The 25895-nt window shown below is 65.5% G+C and carries 24 protein-coding genes and 1 tRNA gene; 7 read left to right on the top strand and 18 right to left on the bottom strand.

The features are described from left to right. Positions 1-9 precede the first annotated feature (9 nt). The 16 genes from nuoH to E5CHR_RS12780 all read right to left on the bottom strand — a co-directional run bounded on the left by nuoH (position 10) and on the right by E5CHR_RS12780 (position 15823). A complete protein-coding gene (gene nuoH, locus E5CHR_RS12855) occupies positions 10-1086 on the bottom strand; it encodes an NADH-quinone oxidoreductase subunit NuoH (RefSeq protein ID WP_162580149.1) in 1077 nt (358 codons plus the stop codon). After that, the gene (nuoG, locus tag E5CHR_RS12850) at positions 1083-3239 is read right to left on the bottom strand and encodes an NADH-quinone oxidoreductase subunit NuoG (RefSeq protein WP_162580147.1); all 2157 of its coding nucleotides are present in this window, start codon (positions 3237-3239) and stop codon (positions 1083-1085) included. Before nuoG ends, nuoH begins: the two co-directional genes overlap by 4 nt. Before the next feature lie 15 nt (positions 3240-3254). Then, the gene (gene nuoF / locus E5CHR_RS12845) at positions 3255-4598 is read right to left on the bottom strand and encodes an NADH-quinone oxidoreductase subunit NuoF (protein ID WP_162580145.1); all 1344 of its coding nucleotides are present in this window, start codon (positions 4596-4598) and stop codon (positions 3255-3257) included. Beyond that, complete coding sequence (locus E5CHR_RS12840) at positions 4595-5125, bottom strand: NADH-quinone oxidoreductase subunit NuoE family protein (protein WP_162580143.1); 531 nt, start codon at positions 5123-5125, stop codon at positions 4595-4597. The genes nuoF and E5CHR_RS12840 overlap by 4 nt, the downstream gene beginning before the upstream one ends. An 8-nt stretch (positions 5126-5133) precedes the next feature. Beyond that, positions 5134-6387 (bottom strand): NADH-quinone oxidoreductase subunit D, encoded by a 1254-nt coding sequence (locus E5CHR_RS12835; protein ID WP_162580141.1) that lies wholly within the window; start codon positions 6385-6387, stop codon positions 5134-5136. Between the two features lie 7 nt (positions 6388-6394). Next, positions 6395-7003, bottom strand: coding sequence for an NADH-quinone oxidoreductase subunit C (locus tag E5CHR_RS12830; RefSeq protein ID WP_162580139.1), 609 nt, complete (start codon positions 7001-7003; stop codon positions 6395-6397). Between the two features lie 12 nt (positions 7004-7015). Continuing rightward, on the bottom strand, positions 7016-7495 hold the full coding sequence (locus tag E5CHR_RS12825; protein ID WP_162580137.1) for a NuoB/complex I 20 kDa subunit family protein: 480 nt from the start codon (positions 7493-7495) through the stop codon (positions 7016-7018). 12 nt (positions 7496-7507) lie between these two features. After that, positions 7508-7867 (bottom strand): NADH-quinone oxidoreductase subunit A, encoded by a 360-nt coding sequence (locus E5CHR_RS12820; protein WP_068678761.1) that lies wholly within the window; start codon positions 7865-7867, stop codon positions 7508-7510. A gap of 56 nt (positions 7868-7923) precedes the next feature. Further along, positions 7924-8008 (bottom strand) — tRNA-Leu (locus E5CHR_RS12815). Positions 8009-8172: 164 nt separating this feature from the next. After that, a complete protein-coding gene (gene secG / locus E5CHR_RS12810) occupies positions 8173-8595 on the bottom strand; it encodes a preprotein translocase subunit SecG (RefSeq protein ID WP_162580135.1) in 423 nt (140 codons plus the stop codon). A gap of 39 nt (positions 8596-8634) precedes the next feature. Continuing rightward, positions 8635-9384 (bottom strand): triose-phosphate isomerase, encoded by a 750-nt coding sequence (gene tpiA / locus E5CHR_RS12805; protein ID WP_162580133.1) that lies wholly within the window; start codon positions 9382-9384, stop codon positions 8635-8637. A 13-nt stretch (positions 9385-9397) separates the two neighbouring features. Continuing rightward, positions 9398-10396 (bottom strand): NAD(P)H-quinone oxidoreductase, encoded by a 999-nt coding sequence (locus E5CHR_RS12800; protein ID WP_162580131.1) that lies wholly within the window; start codon positions 10394-10396, stop codon positions 9398-9400. Positions 10397-10475: 79 nt separating this feature from the next. Next, positions 10476-12758, bottom strand: a complete 2283-nt coding sequence (gene pnp / locus E5CHR_RS12795; protein WP_162580129.1) for a polyribonucleotide nucleotidyltransferase — start codon at positions 12756-12758, stop codon at positions 10476-10478. A 218-nt stretch (positions 12759-12976) separates the two neighbouring features. Continuing rightward, on the bottom strand, positions 12977-13243 hold the full coding sequence (rpsO, locus tag E5CHR_RS12790; RefSeq protein ID WP_162580127.1) for a 30S ribosomal protein S15: 267 nt from the start codon (positions 13241-13243) through the stop codon (positions 12977-12979). 110 nt (positions 13244-13353) lie between these two features. Further along, entirely contained in the window at positions 13354-14589 is a 1236-nt protein-coding gene (locus tag E5CHR_RS12785; protein ID WP_269474082.1) for a pyridoxal phosphate-dependent aminotransferase, read from the bottom strand. Continuing rightward, the gene (locus tag E5CHR_RS12780; RefSeq protein WP_162580123.1) at positions 14540-15823 is read right to left on the bottom strand and encodes a branched-chain amino acid ABC transporter substrate-binding protein; all 1284 of its coding nucleotides are present in this window, start codon (positions 15821-15823) and stop codon (positions 14540-14542) included. Before E5CHR_RS12780 ends, E5CHR_RS12785 begins: the two co-directional genes overlap by 50 nt. Positions 15824-15942: 119 nt before the next feature. Here E5CHR_RS12780 and E5CHR_RS12775 point away from each other — a divergent pair, with 119 nt between their 5' ends. Both E5CHR_RS12775 and E5CHR_RS12770 read left to right on the top strand, forming a co-directional pair. Further along, positions 15943-16302: an Hsp20/alpha crystallin family protein gene (locus E5CHR_RS12775; protein ID WP_162580121.1), complete on the top strand. Its 360-nt coding sequence runs from the start codon at positions 15943-15945 to the stop codon at positions 16300-16302. A 194-nt stretch (positions 16303-16496) separates the two neighbouring features. After that, the gene (locus E5CHR_RS12770; RefSeq protein WP_162580119.1) at positions 16497-17243 is read left to right on the top strand and encodes an alpha/beta hydrolase; all 747 of its coding nucleotides are present in this window, start codon (positions 16497-16499) and stop codon (positions 17241-17243) included. Here E5CHR_RS12770 and tsaD read toward each other — a convergent pair. Beyond that, positions 17188-18240, bottom strand: a complete 1053-nt coding sequence (gene tsaD, locus E5CHR_RS12765; protein ID WP_162580117.1) for a tRNA (adenosine(37)-N6)-threonylcarbamoyltransferase complex transferase subunit TsaD — start codon at positions 18238-18240, stop codon at positions 17188-17190. The two genes, E5CHR_RS12770 and tsaD, sit on opposite strands and share 56 nt — an antisense overlap. Before the next feature lie 90 nt (positions 18241-18330). Between tsaD and E5CHR_RS12760 the strand changes: the two genes are divergently transcribed. The 4 genes from E5CHR_RS12760 to E5CHR_RS12745 all read left to right on the top strand — a co-directional run bounded on the left by E5CHR_RS12760 (position 18331) and on the right by E5CHR_RS12745 (position 22906). After that, a complete protein-coding gene (locus tag E5CHR_RS12760) occupies positions 18331-19617 on the top strand; it encodes a nitrate regulatory protein (protein ID WP_162580115.1) in 1287 nt (428 codons plus the stop codon). 316 nt (positions 19618-19933) lie between these two features. Beyond that, complete coding sequence (locus tag E5CHR_RS12755; RefSeq protein WP_162580113.1) at positions 19934-21178, top strand: CmpA/NrtA family ABC transporter substrate-binding protein; 1245 nt, start codon at positions 19934-19936, stop codon at positions 21176-21178. 10 nt (positions 21179-21188) lie between these two features. After that, positions 21189-22103, top strand: a complete 915-nt coding sequence (gene ntrB, locus E5CHR_RS12750) for a nitrate ABC transporter permease (RefSeq protein WP_162580111.1) — start codon at positions 21189-21191, stop codon at positions 22101-22103. Further along, entirely contained in the window at positions 22100-22906 is an 807-nt protein-coding gene (locus E5CHR_RS12745) for an ABC transporter ATP-binding protein (RefSeq protein WP_162580109.1), read from the top strand. Before ntrB ends, E5CHR_RS12745 begins: the two co-directional genes overlap by 4 nt. Before the next feature lie 143 nt (positions 22907-23049). Here E5CHR_RS12745 and E5CHR_RS12740 read toward each other — a convergent pair whose 3' ends face one another. Beyond that, the gene (locus E5CHR_RS12740) at positions 23050-24555 is read right to left on the bottom strand and encodes a type IV pili methyl-accepting chemotaxis transducer N-terminal domain-containing protein (RefSeq protein ID WP_232062047.1); all 1506 of its coding nucleotides are present in this window, start codon (positions 24553-24555) and stop codon (positions 23050-23052) included. 38 nt (positions 24556-24593) lie between these two features. Here E5CHR_RS12740 and E5CHR_RS12735 point away from each other — a divergent pair, with 38 nt between their 5' ends. Beyond that, positions 24594-25871 carry an MFS transporter gene (locus E5CHR_RS12735; RefSeq protein WP_162580107.1) on the top strand — a complete coding sequence of 426 codons (1278 nt, stop codon included), beginning with the start codon at positions 24594-24596 and terminating at the stop codon, positions 25869-25871. The last annotated feature ends 24 nt before the right edge of the window (positions 25872-25895 follow it).

Raw genomic sequence — 25895 nt, 5'->3', positions numbered from 1 at the left:
CGATTCCAGTTATTTCCAGATATTGAACGGGGTCTGCATCCAGGCGCCGACCACCACCAGCCACACCAGCGTGACCGGGATGAAGATCTTCCAGCCCAGACGCATGATCTGGTCATAGCGAAAGCGCGGGAAGGTCGAGCGGACCCACAGGAACATGGTGACCACGACGAAGGTCTTGAGGCCCAGCCAGATCCAGCCAGGGACGAAGCCCAGGAAATCGAAGGGAGGCAGCCACCCGCCGAGGAACAGGACAGCACACAGGATGGAAACCAGCCACATGTTGGCGTACTCGGCCAGGAAGAACATGGCGAAGCTCATGCCCGAGTACTCGATCATGTGGCCGGCGACGATTTCCGATTCGCCTTCGACCACGTCGAAGGGATGGCGGTTGGTCTCTGCCAGGCCCGAGATGAAGTAAACGACGAAGATCGGCAGCAGCGACAACCAGTTCCATGACAGGAAGCCGATGCCCATCGAGGCGAAGTGGCCCCTGCCCTGTCCCATCACGATGTCGGTCATGTTGAGGCTGGCGGACACCATCAGCACGACCACGAAGCAGAAGCCCATCGCGATCTCGTAGCTCACCATCTGCGCCGAGGCGCGCAGCGCGCCCAGGAACGCGTACTTGGAATTCGATGCCCAGCCGGCAATGATCACGCCGTAGACCTCGAGCGAGGTGATGGCCATGACGAAGAGCAGGCCAGCGTTGATGTTGGCCAGCGCGACCTCGGGACCGAAGGGGATCACGGCCCAGGCGGCGAGCGCCGGCATGATGGTCATGATCGGCCCGAGCAGGAACAGCCCCTTGTTGGCGACCGTGGGAAGAATGATTTCCTTGGTCAGCAGCTTGAGCGCATCGGCGATGGGCTGCAGCAGGCCCAGCGGACCGATGCGGTTCGGGCCCAGGCGGATCTGCGTGAAGCCGATGGCCTTGCGCTCCCAGAGCGTGAGGTAGGCCACGGCGCCCATCAAAGGCAACACCACCACCACGATCTTGATCAGCGTCCAGATCACCGGCCACGCGACGGAGGTCCACCACGCGGCGCCGATCAGGCCGAGGCCGAAGCCATGAAGGCTGTCGATCATGCGAGCACCTCCTGCGCAGCCTCGGCGTGCGCGGCGCGTGCATCGGCGGTGAGTTGGAGCGAAGGCGCGCGGCGCACGATCGAATCGAGCTGGTAGATCGAGGCGACGACGGGTGCGGCGGCGGGCGCGGCGCGTTCTCCGTCGAAGCGCGCCGCGGTGGCGTTGCTCAGCCTGTCCGCCGGCAGCAAGCCCGGGCCCAGGCCGAGGTCAGCCTGTACCTCGGCCACCGACTCGAAGGAAAAGCCCGGCAGGCCCAGCAGGTTGGCCAGCACGCGCAGCACCTTCCAGGCCGGGCGCGTCTCGCCCAGCGGCTTCACCACGGCATGAAAGCCCTGCACGCGGCCCTCGGCGTTGACGAAGCTGCCCGGCGTTTCGCTGAAGGGAGCGATCGGCAGCAGAACGTCGCTGAACTCGAGATTGGCCTTGAAGGGGCTCAAGGTGACGACCATCTGGGCATGCGTCAGCGCATCGGCTGCTTCGACGCCGGCCGCCGAGTCGAAGACCGGCTCGGTGTTGAGCAGCAGCACGGCCTTGAGCGCACCGGACAGCATCGCGCCCGCGTTCAGCCCGGCGTCCGTGGGGAGCGCGCCGACAAGCTGGGCACCGACCGTGTTGGCTGCCTCGGTCAAATAACCGACGCTGGCGCCCGTTTGCGCACCGATCCAGTTGACGAGTGCCAGCAGCGCGCCGGCTTCGGCGTGGTGGGCAGCGGCGTTGCCGAGAAGGATGGCCTTGCGCTCGCCTCCGAGCAGCGATGCAGCAATGGCCTTGGCCTGATCACCGGGTTCGGCAGAGCGGACGACCGGGACGGCAGCGCCGGTCGTCGCGGCGATCGCGCCGGCAATCTCGGCAAGCGCGTCGAACCAGTCGTGTGCAGGCACGCGCACGGGGTTTGCGACGGACATGGCCCAGGCTTCATCGTCGGCCAGCAGTTCGGGCGACGTGAGTGCGCTCAGCACCCCACCCTTGCGCACGGCCTGGCGAATGCGCTGGGCGAAAAGCGGATGATCCTTGCGCAGGTTGCTGCCGATCACCAGAACGCGCTGCAGATGCGACAGCGATGCGATCGAAGTGCCCAGCCAGCGCACGCCCTCGAAAGGGCGGAACTCGGCATGGCGCAGGCGGTGATCGATGTTGGCGCTGCCCAAGCCCTGCATGAGCAGCTTGGCCAGGTGCAGCTCTTCCAGCGTGCTGTGCGGGCTCGTCAGCGTACCGATGCTGTGCGCGCCATGGTCTGCCTTGATTTGCTTGAGACCGTTCGCCACGTATTCGAGCGCAGTCTGCCAGTCGACAGACTGCCACTGGCCGCCCTGTTTCAGCATGGGCTGTGTCAGGCGCTCGGGCCCGTTCAGCGCCTCGTACGAGAAGCGGTCGCGATCCGCGATCCAGCACTCGTTGACGTCTTCGTTCTCGAGCGGGACCACGCGCATCACACGATTGTTCTTGACCTGGACGATCAGGTTGGCACCGGTCGAATCGTGCGGACTCACCGACTTGCGGCGCGACAGCTCCCAGGTACGGGCGCTGTAGCGGAAAGGCTTGCTGGTGAGCGCGCCGACGGGGCAAACGTCGATCATGTTGCCCGAGAGCTCGGAGTCCACCGAGTCGCCAAGAAAGGTCTCGATCTCGGAATGCTCGCCGCGCTGGGTCATGCCGAGCTCCATCACGCCCGCCACTTCCTGACCGAAGCGTACGCAGCGCGTGCAATGGATGCAGCGGCTCATCTCTTCCATGCTGATGAGCGGACCCACGTCCTTGTGGAAGACCACGCGCTTCTCTTCCTCGTAGCGAGAGGAGGAGCCGCCGTAGCCGACGGCCAGGTCCTGCAGCTGGCACTCGCCGCCCTGGTCGCAGATGGGGCAGTCGAGCGGGTGATTGATCAGGAGGAACTCCATGACCGACTGCTGGGCCTTGATGGCCTTGTCGCTCTTGGTGCGCACGATCATGCCCTGCGTCACCGGCGTGGCGCAGGCAGGCATCGGCTTCGGCGCCTTTTCGACGTCGACCAGGCACATGCGGCAATTGGCGGCGATGCTGAGCTTCTTGTGATAGCAGAAGTGCGGGATGTAGGTGCCCGCCTTGTCAGCCGCATGCATCACCATGCTGCCTTCGGTCACTTCGACCTTCTTGCCGTCGAGTTCGATTTCAACCATGTCTTGTTTTCTCGCTCAGGCCTTGACCGGTGCCGGGGGCACATAGCCGGGAATCAAGGCTTCGAACTCGTGCCGGAAATGCTTGATCATGGCGCGCACGGGCATTGCGGCGGCATCGCCCAACGCACAGATGGTGCGCCCCTGGATGTTGTCGGCAACCGAGTTCAGCAGGTCCATGTCGCTGGGCTTGCCGTGACCGTTGTGGATGCGGTCCACCACGCGCCAGAGCCAGCCCGTGCCTTCGCGGCAGGGGGTGCACTGACCGCAGGACTCATGCATGTAGAAGTACGAAAGCCGCTTGAGCGACTCGACCATGGAGCGGCTGTCGTCCATCACGATCACCGCGCCGGAGCCCAGCATGGAGCCAGCCTTGGCGATGGAGTCGTAGTCCATCGTGCACTCCATCATGATCGAGGCCGGTAGCACCGGCGCCGAAGACCCCCCAGGGATCACTGCCTTGAGCTGGCGACCCTTTCGCACGCCGCCCGCGAGCTCGAGCAGTTTCGCGAAAGGTGTGCCCATCGGCACTTCGTAGTTGCCGGGCAGTTCGACGTCACCACTGACGGAGAAGATCTTGGTACCGCCGTTATTGGGCTTGCCGCACTCCAGATACGCAGGGCCGCCGTTCACGATGATCCACGGCACCGCAGCGAAGGTCTCGGTGTTGTTGATGGTGGTCGGCTTGCCGTAAAGACCGAAGCTGGCCGGGAACGGGGGCTTGAACCGCGGCTGGCCTTTCTTGCCTTCAAGCGATTCCAGCAGCGCGGTTTCTTCGCCGCAGATGTAGGCGCCGAAGCCGTGCGACGCATGCAGCTGAAAACTGAAGCTGCTGCCCAGGATGTTGTCGCCCAGGAAGCCGGCAGCCCTCGCCTCTTCGAGGGCTTCTTCAAAGCGCTCGTAGGTCTGGAAGATCTCGCCGTGAATGTAGTTGTAGCCCACGCTGATGCCCATCGCGTAGGCCGCGATGGCCATGCCCTCGATCACGATGTGCGGGTTGAACTGCAGGATGTCGCGGTCTTTGCAAGTGCCGGGCTCGCCCTCGTCCGAGTTGCACACCAGGTACTTCTGTCCGGGGAACTGGCGGGGCATGAAGCTCCACTTCAGACCGGTCGGGAAGCCCGCACCACCACGGCCGCGCAGGCCCGAAGCCTTGACCTCGGCGATCACCTGCTCGGGCGTGAGGCCCTCGGTGAGGATCTTGCGCAGGGCCTTGTAGCCGCCGCGCGCTTCGTAGTCGGCCAGGCGCCAGTTCGTGCCGTCGAGGCCGGCATAGATCTGGGGCGCGATATGGCGATCGTGAAAGCAGGTCTGGACGCCGGTGGCCTGGAACTGCGACAGCACTTGCTCGGGCGTCATCATTGCGCACCCTCCGCCTTGGCGCCGCGCAGGCCGTCGACCAGCTGGTCGAGCTTTTCATTGCTCATGAAACTGCACATGGTGCGGTCGTTGACCAGCATCACCGGCGAATCGGCGCAGGCACCCAGGCACTCGCTCTGCTGCAGGGTGAACATGCCGTCGGCGGTCGTCTCGCCCATCTTGATGCCCAGCTTCTTCTCGAGGTGTGCCAGCGCGACCGCCCCGTCGCGCAGCTGGCACGGCAGATTGGTGCAGACGTTGAGCTTGAACTTGCCCACCGGCTGCTGGTTGTACATGTTGTAGAAGGTCGTGACCTCGTGCACTGCGATCGGCGCCATGCCGAGGTACGCCGCGATCTCGCGCTCGCGCTGCATGCTGACGTAGCCCTCTTCCTTTTGCACGATCGTGAGCAAGGCCATCACGGCCGACTGCTTGCCTGAAGCCGGGTACTTGGCGACCTCCCGCGCGAAAAGCGCCAAGGTGGCGTCGGACAGCGGCGCCTGCGTGCTGTGGGTGGTGTCGGAAGTCATTCGTTCGCTCACCTGTCGATTTCGCCGAAAACGATGTCCATGGTGCCGATCACCGCGACCGCGTCGGCGATCATGTGGCCGCGCGACATTTCGTCGAGAGCCGCCAGGTGCGGGAAGCCGGGCGCACGGATCTTCAGTCGGTACGGCTTGTTGGCGCCATCGCTCACGAGATAGATGCCGAACTCGCCCTTGGGGTGCTCGACGGCCGCATAAGCCTCGCCTTCAGGCACGTGAAAACCTTCGGTGAAGAGCTTGAAATGGTGGATCAGTTCCTCCATGTTCGCCTTCATCGACTCGCGCGCCGGGGCTGCCACCTTGTGGTTGTCGGTAATCACGGGACCAGGGTTGGTGCGCAGCCAAGCCGAGCACTGCTGAATGATCCGGTTGGCCTGGCGCATTTCCTCGACGCGTACCAGATAGCGGTCGTAGCAGTCGCCGGTTTTGCCGACCGGTACGTCGAATTCCATCTTGTCGTAGACGTCGTAGGGCTGCTTCTTGCGCAGGTCCCACTCGACGCCGGAGCCGCGCAACATCGGGCCGGTGAAGCCGAGGTTGAGTGCGCGCTCGGGGGTGACCACGCCGATGCCGACGGTGCGCTGTTTCCAGATGCGGTTGTCGGTGAGCAGCGTCTCGTACTCGTCGACCATTTTCGGAAAGCGCTTGCAGAAATCGTCGACGAAATCGAGCATCGAGCCCTGGCGGTTCTCGTTGAGCCTCTCGATCGCCTTGGCATTCTTGATCTTGCTGACCTTGTACTGCGGCATCGCATCCGGCAGGTCGCGGTAGACGCCGCCCGGCCGGAAGTAGGCCGCGTGCATGCGAGCACCCGAGACCGCCTCGTAGAGATCGAACAGGTCCTCCCGCTCGCGGAAGCAGTAGATGAGCATATTCATCGCACCGCAGTCCAGCCCGTGCGCGCCCAGCCACAACAGGTGGTTCAGCAGGCGCGTGATCTCGGCAAACATGACGCGGATGTACTGCGCGCGCAGCGGCACCTCGAGGCCCAGCATCCGCTCGATGGCGAGGCAATAGGCGTGCTCATTGCACATCATCGAGACATAGTCCAGCCGGTCCATGTAGGGCAGCGACTGGATGTAGGTGCGGGTTTCGGCAAGCTTCTCGGTCGCGCGGTGCAACAGGCCAATGTGCGGATCGGCGCGCTGGATCACCTCGCCGTCGAGCTCGAGCACCAGGCGCAACACGCCGTGCGCCGCAGGATGCTGGGGTCCGAAGTTGAGCGTGTAGTTCTTGATGTCGGCCATATCGGTGTCAGTGCAATCCGCCGTAGTTGTCTTCGCGAATCACGCGCGGGGTGATTTCGCGCGGCTCGATCGAGACCGGCTGGTAGATCACGCGCTTCTGCTCCGCGTCGTATCGCATCTCGACGTGGCCTGAGACCGGGAAATCCTTGCGGAAGGGATGGCCGATGAAGCCGTAGTCGGTCAGGATTCGGCGAAGGTCGTCGTGACCCTCGAAGACGATGCCGTAGAGATCGAAAGCCTCTCGCTCGAACCAGGTCGCCGCGCTCCAGATGCCGGTCAGGGAATCGACGACGGGCAGATCCTCGTTGGGCACGAAGACCTTGAGACGCACGCGCTGATTGAGGCTGACGGACAGCAGGTGGGAAACCACGCAGAAGCGCTCGCCTTCCCACTCGCCTTCTCGGTAGTCGGAATAGTCCATGCCGCAGAGGTCGATCAGCTGCTCGAACTTGCAGCCGGGCGCATCGCGCAACAGCCGTGCGGCCTCGAGGTACCCGGCGGCAGGAACCACTACCGTCACTTCGCCGAGCGCGATGGTCACGCTCTTGGCCTTGTCGCCGAGCGTTTCGGTAATCTGGGCGTGCAATGCCTCGGGAGAAATCGCAAAGTCGGTCATGTCTCTCGTTTCTCAGGCACGCGCGATCGTGTTGGTGCGGCGAATCTTCTGCTGCAGCTGGATGATCCCGTAAAGCAGCGCCTCGGCAGTGGGCGGGCAACCCGGCACATAGACATCGACCGGCACGATGCGGTCGCAGCCGCGCACGACCGAATAGCTGTAGTGGTAGTAGCCGCCGCCGTTGGCGCACGAACCCATCGAGAGTACCCAGCGCGGCTCGGGCATCTGGTCGTAGACCTTGCGCAGGGCGGGCGCCATCTTGTTGCACAGCGTGCCGGCAACGATCATCAGATCGGACTGGCGCGGACTCGGACGAAACAACATGCCGAAGCGGTCGATGTCGTAGCGGGCCGCGCCCGCATGCATCATCTCCACCGCGCAGCAAGCCAAGCCGAAGGTCATCGGCCAGAGCGATCCCGTCTTGGCCCAGTTCACGACCGAGTCATAGGTCGTGGTGATGAAGCCTTCTTTCATGACGCCTTCAATGGCCATCGTGGTTCCTTGTCATTCCCAATCGAGCGCACCCTTTTTCCATTCGTAGACGAAGCCCACGACAAGGATGGCGAGAAAAATCATCATGGCCCAGAAGCCGACCGGACCGATCTGCTTGAGCGCGATCGCCCACGGGAAGAGAAAGGCGATTTCGAGATCGAAAAGGATGAAGAGAATCGCCACGAGGTAATAGCGCACGTCGAACTTCATGCGCGCGTCTTCGAAGGCCTCGAAGCCGCATTCGTAAGGCGAATTCTTTTGGGCATCCGGCCGGTTGGGGCCGAGGATGTAACCGAGAACCTGAGGCGCTACGCCTACACCGACTCCGACCAGAATGAACAACAGGACGGGGAGGTAGGAATCGAGGTTCATCGGGGTCTTTACCGCTTAACGCCGACAGGAAGATGAAGCTTCCTGTCGGCGAGATTTGGTGCCGTCGGCGAGACTCGAACTCGCACAGCTTTCGCCACTACCCCCTCAAGATAGCGTGTCTACCAATTTCACCACGACGGCGGTGTTTGCATGTCCGGATGGCATGAGGAACCTGTTAGGTTTTGGCTTCCCGGACAGCTTTAGAGTTTACCCTGAAACGGAGCCGTTTTCTTTTGGCGGCTTACTGAAAACGGCTGTGATTCCGGCCCTGCGACCTGTGCGACCCGAAGAGTCAGGGTTCAGGCTCACTTGGTCGGGATCTGTGTAGCGCCTGAGGCCGGCGTTGCCGGCGCCGGTGCACCGGCGGCCGGCGCGACCTGCGCGTTGCCTGACGGAATCTGCGAGGCCGGCCCCGATGCTGCAGGCGCGGGTGCCGGTGCTGGCGCGCCGACGGCGGCCCGTTCGAGCAAGCTGCCCCCGCCGGTTGGGCGCGCATGGCTGAAGTAGGCCAGCAGCAGGGTGCACGCGAAGAAGACCGCAGCCAGCACACCGGTGGTGCGCGACAGGAAGTTCGCGCTTCCGCTCGCACCGAACAGGCTCCCTGCGCTGCCGCTGCCGAATGCGGCACCCATGTCGGCGCCCTTGCCGTGCTGGATCAGGATCAGCCCGATCATCGCGAGCGCTGCGAGCATCTGCACGCCCACGAGGATGTTGAGGACCACGTTCATTCGTTCTAACTCCTAAATTCGTTCTCGGCGGTGCCGCTTTCAGCGCGCCGCAGCAATGATCTGCAAGAAATCGGGGGCCTTGAGTGATGCGCCGCCGATCAGCCCGCCGTCGATGTCCGGCTGGGCCAGCAACTCGGCCGCATTGGCGGCATTCATGCTGCCGCCGTACAGAATGTGGATGCCCGCGGCATGTTCGTTGGCCGCATGGTGCAGTTGCGCACGCAGCAGTGCGTGCACCGACTGCGCCTGCTCTGGCGTGGCGGTTTTGCCAGTGCCGATGGCCCACACCGGCTCGTACGCCACCACGATCTCGCTGATGCAATGGCCGTTGACATGGATGACCGCCGCGAGCTGCCGCTTCACGACCTCCTCGGTATGGGCCGACTCGCGCTGCGCCAGCGTCTCACCGACGCATACGATGGGCGTGATGCCGTTCGCCAGTGCGGCAGCGGCCTTGGCTGCCACCGCTTCATCCGTCTCGCCGTGGTACTGGCGGCGCTCCGAATGACCCACGATGGCGTACCGAACGCCGAAGTCCTTGAGCATCGTGGCGGATTGTTCGCCTGTGAATGCGCCCTGCTGTTGGGCCGACAGGTCCTGCGCGCCGAGCGCGATCGGAGAGCCGGCCAGCAGCGCCTGCATCTGCGCCAGGTAAGGCGCCGGCACGCACACCGCGACCTCGCAATCCGGCGTGCCCACGTCCTGCAGCAGTGCCTTCACCAACGACTCGTTGGCAGCCAGGCTTCCATTCATCTTCCAGTTGCCGGCGATGAGCTTCTTCTTCGTCATATCTTGTCCTCGTTCACCAGGTCAGCACGATCTTGCCGATGTGCTGATTGGATTCCATGAGTACATGAGCTTGCGCCGCACCGCTGGGCTCTCCTTGCGCCGGGAACACGCTGTGAACCACAGGCTTGACGGCGCCGCTCTGGAGCAACGGCCACACTTTCTCGCGCAAGGATCTGGCGATCGCGCCCTTGAACGCAACAGGCCGCGGCCGCAGCGTCGAACCGGTGACGGTAAGGCGGCGACGCAGCACAAGGCCCGCGTTAAATTCGCTCTTGGTGCCGCCCTGCACCGCGATGATCACCAGCCGGCCGTCCTCGGCCAGGCATTCGATTTCGCGCGCAACGTAACCCCCGGCCACCATGTCGAGGATGACATCGACGCCCTTGCCACCGGTCAGGCGCTTGGCCTCCTCGGCGAAGTCGGCGGTCTTGTAGTTGATCGCATGGTCGGCGCCGAGTTTGCGGCAGGCCTCGCACTTCTCGTCGCTGCCCGCCGTTGCGATCACGGTGGCGCCGAGCGCCTTGCCGAGTTGGATGGCAGTCACGCCGATGCCGCTGGTCCCGCCCTGGATCAGCAAGGTCTCGCCCTTTTGCAGGCGACCCCGGTCGAACACGTTGCTCCAGACCGTGAAGAAGGTCTCTGGCAGCGAAGCCGCTTCGACATCGCTCCAACCTTTGGGCACCGGAAGGCACTGCGCGACGGGCGCGACGCAGAGCTCGGCGTAGCCGCCGCCCGCGACCAGCGCACACACGCGATCGCCGATCGCAAGCCCGGCCTCTTTCATGGCCGCGGCATCGCCTGAGACGATCTCACCGGCCACCTCGAGGCCCGGCAGGTCCGAAGCGCCCGGCGGCACCGGATAGTTGCCGGTGCGCTGCAGCACATCGGGCCGGTTGACGCCGCTGGCGGCCACGCGGATCAGCAGTTCGCCCGCACCGGCGGCAGGCGCAGGCCGGTCGGCCATGCGCAGCACCTCGGGTGCACCGAAGGAAGTGATTTCAATGGCTTTCATGCTTTTCTCGGCTGAAACGCCCGCCTCTGGAAGCGGGCGCAGGATTGAACGACGGCAACAGTGTCACCGCCCTCGCCTCTCAAACCTGGCGGTCTCCACCGGTGGGCTCTTGCGGACGCGGGTCCTGCTCGACCGCCACCGCCTGCTCGCCTGCCGGCTCGCCGGTGTCGTGACGCGGTGCGCGCTCGCCGCGAGGCGGACGATCGCCGCGCTCGCGACGCTCGCCGCGCTCCTCGCGCGGCGGACGCTCGCTGAACTCCATGCCGGCCGGACGCTCCGCAAGCGCCTTCATCGACAGCTTGACGCGACCCTTGTCGTCCGTCTCCAGCACCTTGACCTTCACGATCTGGCCTTCGCTGAGGTAGTCGGTCACCTTCTCCACGCGCTCGTGGGCGATCTGGCTGATGTGCAACAGGCCGTCCTTGCCGGGGAGCAGGTTGATCAGCGCGCCGAAGTCCAGGATCTTGGTCACCGGGCCTTCGTAGATCTTGCCGATCTCGACTTCAGCGGTGATCTGTTCGATGCGCCTCTTGGCCTCCTCGGCCTTGGCCGGATCGGTAGAGGCAATGGTGATGGTGCCGTCTTCGTCGATGTTGATCTGAGTGCCGGTCTCTTCGGTCAACGCGCGGATCACCGAGCCGCCCTTGCCGATCACATCGCGGATCTTCTCGGGGTTGATCTTCATCGTGAACAAGCGCGGCGCGAAGCTGGACACTTCGGCCTTGGCTTCGCCCATCGCTTCCTGCATCTTGCCCAGGATGTGCATGCGCGCTTCCTTGGCCTGAGCCAGGGCGACCTGCATGATCTCCTTGGTGATGCCCTGGATCTTGATGTCCATCTGCAGCGCGGTGATGCCGTTGGTCGTGCCGGCCACCTTGAAGTCCATATCGCCCAGGTGATCCTCGTCGCCCAGGATGTCGGTCAGCACCGCAAAGCGGTTGTCTTCCTTGATCAGGCCCATGGCGATGCCGGCCACATGCGCCTTCATCGGCACGCCTGCGTCCATCATCGAGAGGCAGCCGCCGCAGACCGAAGCCATCGACGAGGAGCCGTTCGACTCGGTGATCTCGGACACCACGCGGATGGTGTAGGGGAATTCTTCCTTGCTCGGCAGGCACGCCACCAGGGCGCGCTTGGCAAGCCGTCCATGGCCGACTTCGCGGCGCTTGGTCGAGCCCATGCGGCCCACTTCACCGGTGGCAAAGGGAGGCATGTTGTAGTGGAACAGGAAGCGGTCTTCGTACTCGCCGGCCAGCGCGTCGATTCGCTGTGCATCGCGCTCGGTGCCCAGCGTCGTCACCACGAGCGCCTGGGTCTCGCCGCGCGTGAACAGCGCCGAGCCATGGGTGCGCGGCAACACGCCATTGCGGATCTCGATCGGGCGCACGGTACGGGTGTCGCGGCCGTCGATGCGGGGCTCGCCCGACAGGATCTGGCTGCGCACGATCTTCGATTCGATGGCGAACAGCAAGTCGCTGACCTTGCCTGCATCGAAAGCGTCGCCGCTTCCCTTGAGCGACTCCATCACGCTCGCGTTGGCTTCGCGCAGGGCCTGGGTGCGGGCTTGTTTGCTGCGGATCTGGTAGACGGCGCGCAGCTTTTCCTCGGCCAGCTCCTTGACCCTGGCAACGAAGGCTTCGTCCTCGGCCGGCGGCTGCCAGTCCCAGACGGGCTTGCCAGCTTCGCGCACGAGTTCGTGGATCGCGTTGATGGCAATGCCGGCCTGCTCGTGGCCGAATACCACGCCGCCGAGCATGATTTCCTCGCTCAGTTGCTGCGCTTCCGATTCGACCATCAACACGGCCGCTTCGGTGCCCGCGACGACCAGGTCCATCTGCGAATCCTTGCGCGCAGTCTGTCCCGGGTTCAGCACGTACTGGCCATTGACATAGCCCACGCGCGCGGCACCGATGGGGCCATTGAAGGGGACGCCGGAGATCGAGAGCGCGGCGCTAACGCCAATCATCGCGGCGATGTCGGCGTCGACCTCCGGGTTGAGCGAAAGCGTGTGAATCACCACATGCACTTCGTTCAGGAAGCCTTCGGGGAACAGCGGACGAATCGGACGGTCGATCAGGCGCGACGTCAGGGTTTCGAGTTCGCTGGGCTTGGCTTCGCGCTTGAAGAAGCTGCCCGGGATCTTGCCGGCAGCGTACGTCTTCTCGATGTAGTCGACCGTCAGCGGAAAGAAGTCCTGGCCAGGCTTGGCGGACTTGGAAGCGACCACGGTCGCCAGTACCACGGTGCCCTCGATGTCGACGAGGACGGCGCCGCTGGCCTGGCGCGCAATTTCACCGGTTTCGAGGACGACGGTCTTGTCGCCCCACTGGAAGGTCTTGGTGACTTTGTTGAAGAGGCTCATGTCTAGCTCCTGTTTCTTGTGGGCGGTTCGGCCTGCGGCAGTCGCAGGTTCCGCGGGATGGGGCGCTTTTCAGAACACGATGCCATTCCAGCGAAGCTCGGGGCAAGCTCCATTGGAATGACACAGCTTCGCTCTGTACGGCACTCCTGATTCGATTCGCGAAGTAAAAAACGCCTGAGCTAGCGGACTAACCCAGGCGTTCCTTCATGCGAATCAGCTTACTTGCGCAGACCCAGCTTGGCGATCAGCGCGGTGTAACGGTCGGCGTCCTTGGACTTCAGATAGTCCAGCAGCTTGCGGCGGCGGCTCACCATGCGAAGCAGGCCGCGGCGACCATGATGGTCCTTGGCATGCGTCTTGAAGTGCGGGGTGAGTTCGTTGATGCGGGCGGTCAGCAGTGCGACTTGCACTTCGGGGCTGCCGGTGTCGTCGGCGGCGCGGGCGTTGTCCTTGACAACTTCGGCCTTGATGGAGGCTGCGATCATTTGATGATTTTCCTGTTCCGGGATGTTTGACTTGCGGCGAGCGGTGGAACTCCACGCGCCGTGCGCCTTGCGGCATGCAAAGCCTTGGGATTATATATCGGCGCTGCCGATCAGGGCCGGGCTTGCGCTGCGAGCCAACCCCGCAGTCGCTCCACGCCCAGCACCAGCCGCTGGGGGTCCTGGGACGCAAAGCACCAGCGCAGCCAGCCCTGCGCCTGCGGCGCGAAGGCGTTGCCGGGCGCCAAGCCAAGCCCGGCCTCGGCCACGAGGCGTTTGGCCAGCGCCAGCGAATCGTCGAAGCCCTCGAGACGGAAGAAGGCGTACATGCCGCCGCGCGCCGGCGCCACCTGGACCCCAGGCAGCGCGGCCAGCAGGGGCACCAGCGTGTCGCGGCAGGCCTTCAAGTGCGCCACCACGCGCGGCGTGATCTCCGCACTGTGCGCGAGTGCCGCCACACCTGCGCGCTGGGTGAATACGCTGGTGCACGAAGTGTTGAACTCGATCAGCTTGCCCATGCCCTCCACCATCGCGGGCGGCAGCACCAGCCAGCCGAGACGCCAGCCCGTCATGAGAAAGCTCTTGGAGAAGCTGTGGACCACCACCAGCCGGTCGCCCGGCGCCGCCACGTCGAGGAAGCTGGGCGCGCATCCATTCGAGGTCGGCTCATAGTAGAGGCGCTCGTAGACCTCATCGGCCAGGATCCAGGTGCCCGTCTGCCTGCAATGATCGAGGATCGCCTGCTGCTCGTCGCGCGTCAGGGTCCAGCCCGTCGGATTGTTGGGCGCATTGATCACCAGCAGCCGGGTCGCCGGCGTCACGGCTGCACGCAGCGCCTCCAGGTCGAGCGTCCACTGCCCCTCGACCGGCACGAGCGGCACGCTGCGCAGGCGCGCACCGAGTATCGCGGGCTGCGCCGTCAGGTTGGGCCACACCGGCGTGACCGCCACGACCTCGTCCCCGGCGTCGACCAGGGCCTGTACCGCCAGCATCAGCGCACTCACGCCGCCCGAGGTGATGGCGATGCGTCCGGCATCGATGGCCGGATGCAATCCGCTCATGTAGCGCGCGACAGCCTCGCGCAGCTCGGGCAGCCCGAGGTTGTGGGCATAGAAGGTTTCGCCTTGTTGCAAGGACTCGATGGCCGCACGGCGGATCGGCTCCGGCGTCACCTCGTCGCCTTCGCCGAACCAGAACGCCAGCACGTCGGCGCGGCCCATGCCGGCATTTGCAACCTCGCGGATCTTGGAGGCTTCGAGATTGTGGATGGCTTCGCGCATCTGAGTCTTTCCTTGCTGTTCAGGGGCGCTGCATCTTGCAACTGGTGGGCATTTCGGCGCGCTCGGCAGGAATGGTGCGCACCACGCGGAAGCCGTAGCCGGACCCCTCGACGTCGAACTTCACGCCAGCATTGCCCTGTCGGTCCATCACGCCCACCACCAGGGCCTGCTGGAACTGGTGGTCGGCGGCACGCATGCGCCCGCTCTGGCCCGCGAGGCTGACCTCGGCCTTCTCCAGCGCCCGGGCGACCGCGACGGTGTCGACGCTGCCGGCGCGCTCGAGGGCCTGCGCCAGCGCCTCGACGAGCAGTTGCATCCGCATGTGCACGTAGTCGTCAGCCGGTTTGGGGAAGCGCTCGCGGAACGCACGGTAGAAGTTCTCGGATTCGCGCGTCTGAACATTGGGAAGCCAATCGGCGACCGCGACCACTCGCCCGATGCCGGCATCGCCGATGGCAGCGGGAGCGCCGAGCGCGTTGCCGTAGAAGGTGTAGAAGCTGCCGTTGAAACCCGCCTCGCGCGCGGCCTTCACCAGCAGCGTGAGGTCATTGCCCCAGTTGCCCGTGACCACGGCCTGCGCCCCGCTCGCAAGAATCTTGCTCGCATAAGGAGCGAAGTCTTTCACTCTTCCCATCGGATGCAGTTCCTCGCCGACGATCTGCACGTCCGGCCGCAGCTGGGCGAGCTGGCGCCTCGACTCGCGCAGGACCGACTGGCCGAAGCTGTAGTCCTGCCCGATCAGGTAGACGCGCTTGAGCGCGGCGTCGTTCTTCATCACGTCCATCAGCGCGGTGACGCGCATGTCGGCGTGGGCATCGAAGCGGAAGTGCCAGAAGCTGCAGCGCTCGTTGGTGAGCACCGGATCGACGGCCGAATAGTTGAGGAAGAGCACGCGGCGGGAGTTGTCGCGCTCATTGTTCTTCTCGATCGCATCCAGCAATGCCGCGGCGGTGGCCGACGAATTGCCCTGCAGCACGATGCGCGCTCCGTCGTCGATCGCGGCACGCAGCGCCGACAGCGCCTCTTCGTTCTGGCCCTTGCTGTCGTAGCGGTCCAGCTGCAGGAATCGCGCACCGCCCGGCAACTTGACGCCACCGCGCGCGTTGACCCGCTCCACAGCCCAGAGCAGGTTGCGGAACACCGCCTCGCCGGTGTTGGCGAACGGCCCGCTCATGCTTTCGATCAGCGCCAGCCGGATCGGCCCTGCAGGCTGTGCATACGTGGCCGGCGCAGCGGCGGCGCATAGCGCCGCAGCCGCGAAATTCAAGGCCTCGCGGCGGGAAATAAAGCTGGAAGAACTCATCTTGAAACGCGCCCCGCTGCGCCTAATTGAGGTGGCAAGCGGCACTCTGTTGAAAGGCCGCGCAGTGTAAGGGACACACATTTCCCGTCCCCATTGTGTTCATCCAGGAGTACCCCTTCATGTTCTTCGCCCCTGTCATTCGCACCCCCCGCTTCGTGCCTCACGCATACGACCGCTTCGCCTCCGACGTCGCCGTGGCCGCTCGCCGCTCGCTCAACGTCGAGCAGGACGACAAGAGCTGGACCGTGACTCTCGACGTCCCCGGCTTCGCGCGTGAGGACCTCACCATCGGCATCGAAGGCGCAGTCGTCCGCATCGAAAGCAAGGCAGACGCCAAGCGCAAGTTCAAGGCCGCGTACGAGCTCCCGCAGGATATCGACGCTGCCGCGAGCGAGGCCAAGCTCGAGAATGGCGTCCTGACGCTGAAGCTCGGCAAACAGGTCCCCGTCAGCAATGTGACCCAGCTCGCGATCCACTAAGCTTGCTGACAGGTGTTTCAACTTAGACACCACATGTAAACAGGCCGGTAACTCTTTGTTGCCGGCCTTTTTTGTTCTTGGCTACAAAATATGTGCCAAGAACGTCACATTTGTGGCGTGCTTTAGTTCCTCTCTTGCCTGAGGTCGGCGGCGAACGCGGCAAAGAAAAAGCACAAGCCATTGATGAAGCACCCATGAAAACGCACCTGAAACTCGCCAGCAACGATGCGCGCTCGGACACCCTGCTGGTGTTCCTGCCGGGTGCTTTCCTGAAGCCGGAAGAATTCGAGCGCGAAGGGTTCATCAGTGCGGTGCGGGAACGCAACCTGGCGGCTGACGCCCTGTTGGTCGACGCCGACGTCTCGTACTACTACGACCAGACCTTCATCGAGCGATTGCACCACGACATCCTCCAGCCGCAGCGTGCCTTGGGCTACAAGTCGCTCTGGCTGATCGGCATTTCCATCGGTGGCTTCGGCGCCCTGATCCACGAACTGGCCAAGCCCGGGACTGTCGATGGCATCGTGACACTCGCTCCCTACCTCGGGCGGCGTCCGCTCGGCGCCGAGATCCACAAGGCGGGCGGCCTGCGCGCCTGGAAGGCGCCCGAGGGCCCGCCGCCGGACGAAGAGGTCGACCGCAAGCTCTGGCCCTGGCTGCAGCAATACGCAACGGCCGAGCCGGCCAAGGAACTGCCCCCGCTGTACCTTGGCTTCGGGCTGGCCGACCGCTTTGCCGCCAACCATCGCCTCCTGGCCGAGGCCCTGCCGGCCGGCCGCGTGTTCACCACCGAGGGCGGGCACGACTGGCCACAGTGGTCGCAGCTCTGGCGCAAGATGCTCGACGTGCTGCCGCTGCCTTCGCACGGCGGCCGCAGGCATGCGCCTAGCCGAACTCCGGCTCAGGCGCACCCAGCGAGGCCAGTGGCCATCGCGGCTTGACGTCGAACGCGTAGCGAGGCGTCGCCGCCTGCAGTCCGCACTGCAGGCGCATCGCAGCGGCCATCGCGATCATGGCGCCGTTGTCGGTGCAAAGATGCAGCTCCGGGTAGTGCACCCGCACGCCCCGCCTCGCGCACGCTGCGTCGAGCTGCATGCGCAGTTCGCGATTGGCACCCACGCCACCGGCGACCACCAGGCGCTGCAAGCCGCTCTGCTCGATGGCGCGCAGTGATTTCTTCAGCAGCACTTCGACGATCGCGGCCTGCGTCGAGGCCGCCAGGTCAGCCTTGCGGTCTTCAAGCGCGTCCCCCAGCTTGCGGACCTGCGTCAGTACGGCCGTCTTGAGCCCGGCAAAGGAAAAGTCGAGATCGCCGCTGTGCATGAGCGGCCGCGGCAGCTTGAAAGCGGCAGGATCGCCCTGCTCCGCCAGCTTGGCCAGCCATGGGCCACCGGGATAAGGCAGTCCCATCAGCTTGGCACTCTTGTCGAACGCCTCGCCGGCCGCGTCATCGATGGTCTCGCCGAGCAGTTCGTAGCGCCCCACGCCGTCCACCCGCATCAACTGCGTGTGGCCGCCGGACACCAGCAACGCGACAAAGGGAAATTCGGGCGGATCGGCACTCAGGAAGGGGGACAGGAGATGGCCCTCAAGGTGATGCACGCCCAATACAGGCTTCGCCAGAGCTGCTCCAAGGGCGCAAGCCACGCCGGCGCCCACCAGCAGCGCGCCGGCCAGCCCCGGTCCGCGCGTATAGGCCACGACGTCGAGCTCCCGCAGCCCGCGCCCGGCTTCCGAGAGCACCTGCTGCGCCAGCGGGAGCACGCGCCGGATGTGGTCGCGACTCGCCAGCTCCGGTACCACACCGCCGTAGGCCTGATGCATCGCGATCTGGCTGTGCAGCGCGTGGGCGGCCAGTCGGGGCAGGCCGCTGGCAGCCGACTCGACCAGCGCCACGCCGGTCTCATCGCAGGACGATTCGATTCCCAATACAAACATGCGGCGAGTTTAGGGGTGTGGCGCATCCGGGGCACGAATGTTGCTGCATGTCCTCGGAATGGGCCACCCAGCCGTCCTGTTCCCACCCCGATGAAGTCCGGCCTGAGTTTCCTGATCGCTGCGCTGCGCTGCGAGATCGACGAGCTCGATCAACTCGCACGCACCAGTGCGCTCGTGGCCACCATCGGCCGCCTCGTGCATGCGCTGCAGCGCGAGCGCGGCATCTCGAATGTGCTGCTGGCCTCGAACGGCAGCCGCTTCGTGGCCCAGCGTGAAGCGCAGATCGCCGCCTGCGTGCATGCTGAGCAGGCCGTGCGCAGCGCCTTCGACCAGCTCGACACGGAGGCCGTTCGCATCGGCAATGGCGCGCGCCTCTTCAGCCGCATCGCCTGGGTCCTGCCCGGCCTGGACGCACTGCCCGAGTTGCGCCGCCGCATCGGCGCCATGGAACTCTCGGCCGCCGACGCCACGGCCGCATTCGTCAAGCTGGTCGCCGGGCTGCTGGCGGTGGTCTTCGAGGCTGCGGACGGTGCGACCGACCCGGAGATCTCGCGCCTGCTCGTAGCAATGTTCCATTTCATGCAGGGCAAGGAATTCGCCGGCCAGGAACGCGCCTGCGGGGCGGCGGCCTTTGCCTCCGGCCACAACGACGAGGCGCGCCAGCAGCAATGGCTTCACCTCATCGAGTCGCAGGAGCGCTGCTTCCAGGTCTTTGTCGAATTTTCGGGCGAAGCACTGGGCCAACTCTGGCGCGACAGCCAGTCCGCCCCGCAAATGGCCGAGCAGGAGCGACTGCGGCGCGTCGCGTGCGCGGCGCCCGCGGGCGTGAGCCTGGATGCGGAGCTGAGCCAGGCCTGGTTCGACTGCTGCTCCGTTCGCATCGACGCCATGCAGGCCATCGACGAGCGCCTGGCCGGCGACCTGCGGCTGCTTTGCGAGCAGAAGACGGCACGCGCCCGCGCGGAGCTGCAGGCCCATGAGGCGCTCTTCTCGCAACTGATCGTCGAGCCCGGCGCTGCTGCCGCCTTTCTCGACGCGCTGCCGCGCATCGACGTGCGCAGCAGCCCGCCGCGCCCGCTGGCCGCGACCGCGCCGATGGGCCGCCACCTGGAACGCTCGGTGCTCGAGATGGTGCAGGAGCAATCCCATCGCCTGCAGACCATGGGCGACGAGCTGGCGGCCGTGCGGGCCACCCTCAATGAACGCAAGCTGGTGGAGCGCGCCAAGGGCCTCCTGATGGCGCACCGGCGGCTCAGCGAGGAAGAGGCCCACAAGATGCTCCGGCGCACCGCGATGAGCCAGGGGCGAAGGCTCGTCGATGTGGCCGAGTCGGTCCTCTCGATGGCCGAATACCTCCCCGCCGATTTCGCGCGCTGAGGCGTACTGCCTGAAATGGTGCGCTGCACAACAAACGTGCCTGGGACGCGCATGCAAACAGTTCAGCCGCGTGCCTTTCGGCATCGTCTGCCGAAATCCATGGCAGCGTACCTCGCACCACGCCTGGCATGCACTTTGCGTAGAAAACTCCCGTAGGTCCTCGAAGGGCCACAGGCAGGCGGCATCCAACGGCGGGTGCGGCCCACCCAACCGGACAAAGGCGTCCCCATCCTGCAAGGGCTCGTTTCGAGCGGCCCGTGCGCGGTGCGGACGCCTTTTTGTTTTGCTTACCGTCTTTCATCCTCGGAGTGCGCCCATGAACGAACTGCTGAAACCGAAACTGAGCCGCCGCCGCATCCTGCAGGCAGCTGCCGTTGGCGCCGTCGGGCTCGATCCCGCCTTGCGCGCGGCCGTCTGGGCCCAGGGCTCCGACAAGCCCGAAAAGCAGGAGGTCAAGATCGGCTTCATCCCGCTGACCGACTGCGCCAGCGTGGTGATGGCTTCGGTGCTGGGCATCGACAAGAAATACGGCGTGAAGATCGTGCCGAGCAAGGAAGCAAGCTGGGCCGGCGTACGCGACAAGCTGATCAACGGCGAGCTTGACATGGCCCATGTGCTCTATGGCCTGGTCTACGGGGTGCATGTAGGCGTCGGCGGGCCCAGGAAGGACATGGCCGTGCTGATGGGCCTGAACCGCAACGGCCAGGCCATCACGCTGTCGAAGGCGCTGGCCGACAAGGGAGCCGTGGACGCTGCCTCGCTCGCCAAGTTGATGGCCAAGGACAAGCGCGAATACACGTTCGCCGGCACTTTCCCGACGAGCACCCACACCATGTGGCTCAACTACTGGCTGGCCTCGGCCGACATCAGCCCTGTCAAGGACGCGAAGGTCATCGTCGTGCCGCCGCCGCAGATGGTGGCGAACATGCGCGTCGGCAACATGGACGGTTTCTGCGTCGGCGAGCCCTGGGGCCAGCGCGCCATCATCGACAAGATCGGCGTGACCGCCATCACCACGCAGGACATCTGGAGGGACCATCCCGAGAAGGTCCTCGGCACCCGCAGCGAGTTCGTCAAGGCCAATCCCAACACCTGCCGCGCCGTGATGATGGCTGTGATGGAGGCAGGCAAGTGGATCGACGCCAACCTCCAGAACAAGGCCAGGATGGCCGAAGTGGTGGCCGAGAAGTCCTATATCAACACGAGCGCCGATGCCATCAACCAGCGCATCCTCGGCCGCTACGAGAACGGCCTGGGCAAGACCTGGGACGACCCGAACCACATGAAGTTCTTCGACGATGGCGCCGTCAACTTCCCGTACCTGTCCGACGGCATGTGGTTCCTCACGCAGCACAAGCGCTGGGGCCTGCTGAAGGAGCACCCCGACTATCTGGCTGTCGCCAAGCAGATCAACCAGATCGACATGTACAAGGACGTCGCCTCGGCGCTGAAGGTGAGCGTGCCCAAGGACCCGATGCGCAGCAGCAAGCTGCTGGACGGCGTGGTGTGGGACGGCAAGGACCCGAAGAAGTACGCCGATTCGTTCAAGGTCCACGCCTGAGGAGCCCGCCATGGTCAGCGCCGTCTTTCATTCCCCCCTCGAAACCCGCGCACCGGCTGCGCCCGCACCGCGCAGCCCGGTTCAGCCCGCCACGATGGCGACACCAGCGGCCCAGGACACGCCCCCGGTGCGTCTTCCCCGCGACTTCAGCTGGATCTGGCTGCGCGTGCTGCCGCCGATCCTCGGCTTCGCGCTCCTGATCCTGGTCTGGGAGCTGGTGGCACTGAGAAGCACCACCGGCTTTCCCTCGCCGGGCGCCGTCTGGCAACAGGCGCTGACCGTGTTCAGCGATCCGTTCTACAGCAAGGGGCCGAACGACCAGGGCGTGGGCTGGAACGTGCTGTCCTCGCTGCAGCGTGTGGCACTGGGCTTCGGACTGGCCGCCGTGGTCGGCATTCCCGCGGGCTTCGCGATCGGGCGCTTCGGTTTCCTCGCGCGCATGTTCAATCCGCTGATCAGCCTGCTGCGCCCGGTCTCGCCGCTGGCCTGGCTGCCCATCGGCCTGCTGGTCTTCAAGGGCGCCAACCCGGCCGCCATCTGGACCATCTTCATCTGTTCGATCTGGCCCATGATCATCAACACCGCAGTGGGCGTGCAGCGCGTGCCCAGCGACTACATGAACGTGGCGCGGGTGCTCGATCTTTCCGAATGGAAGATCCTGACCCGGATCCTGTTTCCCGCGGTGCTGCCCTACATGCTCACCGGCGTGCGCCTCGCGGTCGGCACCGCGTGGCTGGTGATCGTCGCGGCCGAGATGCTGACCGGCGGCGTGGGCATCGGCTTCTGGGTGTGGGACGAGTGGAACAACCTCAACGTCGCCAACATCATCATCGCGATCTTCGTGATCGGCATCGTCGGGCTGGTGCTCGAGTTCGCCCTGATCCGGATCGCCACCGCATTCACGTTCGAAGAGGTGAAGGCATGAATGATTCGAAGTTCATCGAGATCCATGACGTCGAGCAAAGCTTCAAGACGCCCAAGGGCGGCTTCCTGGCGCTGCGCGACGTCAACCTTCACGTCGCCAAGGGCGAGTTCGTCACGCTCATCGGCCATTCGGGCTGTGGCAAGTCCACGCTGCTGAACCTGATCGCCGGGCTGACCACGCCCACCCGCGGCGCTCTGCTGTGCGCCAACCGCGAGATCAGGGGGCCCGGCCCCGAGCGCGGGGTGGTGTTCCAGAACCATTCGCTGCTGCCCTGGCTCAGCTGTTACGAGAACGTGCATCTCGCCGTGGAACGCGTGTTCTCTTCGACTGAGAACAAGGCCCAGCTCAAGGCGCGCACCGACGCCGCGCTCGCGCTGGTCGGCCTGAGCGCCGCGGCGCAGAAGCGCCCCGGCGAGATTTCGGGCGGCATGAAGCAGCGCGTCGGCATCGCCCGAGCGTTGTCGATGGAACCCAAGGTGCTGCTCATGGACGAGCCCTTCGGCGCCCTCGATGCACTCACGCGCGCCAAGCTGCAGGACGAGCTGCTGGCCATCGTCGCGAAGACGCACAGCACGGTGGTCATGGTCACGCACGACGTGGACGAGGCGGTGCTCCTGTCGGACAGGATCGTGATGCTCACCAACGGCCCGGCCGCCACCATCGGCGAGGTCCTGCCGGTCGATCTGCCGCGCCCGCGCAACCGCGTCGAGCTCGCGGAGGACCCGGTCTACGTCCACGCCCGCAAGGCCGTGATCGACTTCCTCTACACGCGCCAGGCGCATGTGGAAAAGGCTGCGGCCTGATCAGCCATGAAATCCGCGGCTGACGAAGCCGGGCCTGTTCGGGAAACACCGAAGAACCGGCTTCGCCGGGCCGCTGGTTTTGCCCCCGGTAGGGGTTGGGCGGCTACACGAAGTGAGCCAACCTGGGGGCGAGCCAATTTTCTTCAGGACATGATGACCTGCAGGCTGTGTTCGTATGAAGCGGTGAGGCGGTCGAAGGTGTCGACCAGCACCTCGCTGGCGCGCACCAGTTCGGCCCGGCCCTCGGCGCGCTCCGCCTCGCGCACGCCGCGCACCAGCCTCAGCCATTCGTCGCGTGCGCCACTGAGCGCGGTGCGGATCTCGGGCGAGCTCAGCGGCGCGCGCTCCAGCTCCAGCAGCGAGGCTTCGAAGTCGTCCATGGTCGACGCCAGGTGCGCGCTCCACGCGCCGCCGGGCAGCATCGCGGCGAGCAACGCGTCCTTCGCCAGCCGCTGCACGCGCATGCGCTGCCGGCCACAGAGGTTCACGATGCGCAGCGCCCGGCGTCCTCCCGAGGATTCGAGCGCGTCGGTGAGTGCCTCGGCGGCGCTCAGCAAGGCCTCGGCGCTCGCATCGATGGCTGCCAGCGCGGCCGGCGACAGCCGCGCCGCCAGCGCGCCGTCCAGTGCCTCCCAGGCCGAACGCACGCCCCCCAGGGCCCGGGCGCTCGTTGCATCGAGTGGGAGCCTAGACAGATGATCGAGGTTGTCCTTCACCCGCTCGATCGACGCTGCGCGCAGCACGCGGCTGCGCCGCACCTCGACGCCCGCCAGCGCCTGCGCCGCGAGCCGCACCAGGCGCTGCGACAGCATGCGCAATTGGCCGGCGCGGTTGATGGCTTCGGCCGACTGCGCCGCTTCCACCACCGAGCGCGACAGCTCGCCGACGCGAAGATTGGCATGCATTGCCGCGCCCCGCAGCAGGCCGTAGGCGGCATCCTCGCCGATGCCGCGGGCCGACATCAGCAGGCCCTTGGCGCGGTCCACCCACTTGCGCTCGTCGAGGTGGGCCAGCGAACGCGCCAAGGTGTCGCGCAGCGCGGTCTCTCGACGCCAGCGGGCCTGCGCCCGCGCCAGCAGCGCGCGGAGACCCGCTGCATCCAGTGCGTCGGCGCAAGCCCAGGCGTGCACGCCGAGGTCGACCAGTTCTTCGTGCATGCCCGGCGGGAGCGGCTCGCTGAGCAAGATGACCGGCAGCGGCGGCGCGCCGGCCCAGACCTGCAGCGCGGCCTGCATGCGGGGAATCGACGCGGGCCTGTGAAACAGTACCTGCTGCGGTGCGAGCATGGCGGCCTCCTGCACCAACGTGTCGCAGCTCGCCCAGCCGATGGCCACCGCATCCGCGTCCGCCAGGACCTGGCCCAGTCCGTCGCGCAGGGCATCGGAATCGGCTTCGGAGAGAACGAGCAGCAGGCGGATCATGAAAGGCGGATGGCGAACGAGGCAGGCGGTCGCAGCATAGGCGAAGCGGCAGCGCAGCGGCAGGCACGTGTCTTGCGTAACCAAGGGCGCGGTGTAACGAAGCACCGCTTTGGTGAAGTCGCCGGCCTCGTAGCCGGCCGGGGTCCCCGCAGGGACTCGCCCACCGCCCGTCGATTCCGCCAGCTGCTGGCGGGACGCTCCCCATTCATCGCCCATCCACGCGGCCACGCCAAGGCTGCATGGATGCTTTTCGCATTGCCACAGCCATGACCAGCTTCAAATCTTTCCTGCGCTCCGGGCACGCTCCCACTCTCTTCGCGGCCTTCTTCTACTTCATGTTCTCGTGCTGCATCTGGGTGCTGAACGGCGCGATGGCCCCGTTCATCAGCGAGAGCTTCCAGCTGAACGCCGCACAGAAGGGGCTGATGCTGTCGATCCCGATCATCGCCGGCGCGCTGATGCGCTTTCCGCTCGGCATCCTGTCGCAGTACATCGGCCGCAAGAATGCGACGCTGGTGGAAATGGGGTTGATCGCGGTGGCGATGCTGTTCGGCTTCTTCATGGTGCACAGCTTCAACGACCTGCTGGCGATGGGCGTGCTGCTGGGTATTGCCGGCGCCAGCTTCGGCGTGGCGCTGTCGCTGGGCTCGGGCTCCTTTCCGCCGCAGAACAAGGGCCTGGCGATGGGCCTGGTCGGGGCCGGCAACGTGGGCACGGCGCTGTCGGTGCTGGTCGCGCCGCCGCTGGCGCAATGGCTCGGCTGGCAGGCGGTCTATGGCGTGGCGGCGGTGGCCATTCTGGTTCCGATGGCCGTGATGGTGCTGTTCGCGCAGGAGCCGCCGGACGTCGACAGCCACGCCAGCCTGCGCGCGCACGTGGCGTGCCTGTTCGAGAAGGATGGCTGGGCCTTCAGCCTGATCTACGGCATCACCTTCGGTGGTTTCATCGGCCTCACCACCTTCCTGCCCTCCTACTATTACGACCAGTTCGGCGTCAGCAAAGTGCAGGCGGGCCAACTGACGATGCTGGCGGCTTTCATGGGCGCGGCAGTGCGCGTGATGGGCGGCTGGCTGTCCGATCGCTGGGGCGGCGTCAACACGCTGACGCTGGTGCTGGTGGTGTCGGCCACCACGCTGGCGCTGATCGGCTTCACCTCGAGTTCGCTGGTGCTGACCACGCTGCTGCTGATCGTCTGCTTCGCGGCACTGGGCGCGGGCAATGGCGCGCTGTTCCAGCTGGTGCCACTGCGCTGGCCTACCACCACGGCAGTAGCCGGCTCGATGATCGGCGAGATCGGCGCACTGGGCGGCGGCCTGGTGCCCAACGCAATGGGCCTCTCGAAGCAGTACCTCGGCACCTACACCTGGGGCTTCGTGCTGTTCGCAGTGCTGGCCGTCGTGATGCTCGGCGTGATGCGGGTCATGCAGATCCGCTGGACCCGGACGTGGGCAGAAAAAGGCGGTCGCGCGCGACCCAGCCCCAACACCGCGAGCCAGCCGACCGACCGGCCGGTTCGCCCGATGCGCCGCAGCGCTGGAGGGTGACGACCATGCGGGACGTCACTTCCC

The organism is Variovorax sp. PBS-H4 (genome assembly GCF_901827205.1).
GTDB lineage: Bacteria > Pseudomonadota > Gammaproteobacteria > Burkholderiales > Burkholderiaceae_C > Variovorax.
Note: the sequence above shows the minus strand (reverse complement) of the source record. Positions and strands in the feature narration are given on the sequence as shown.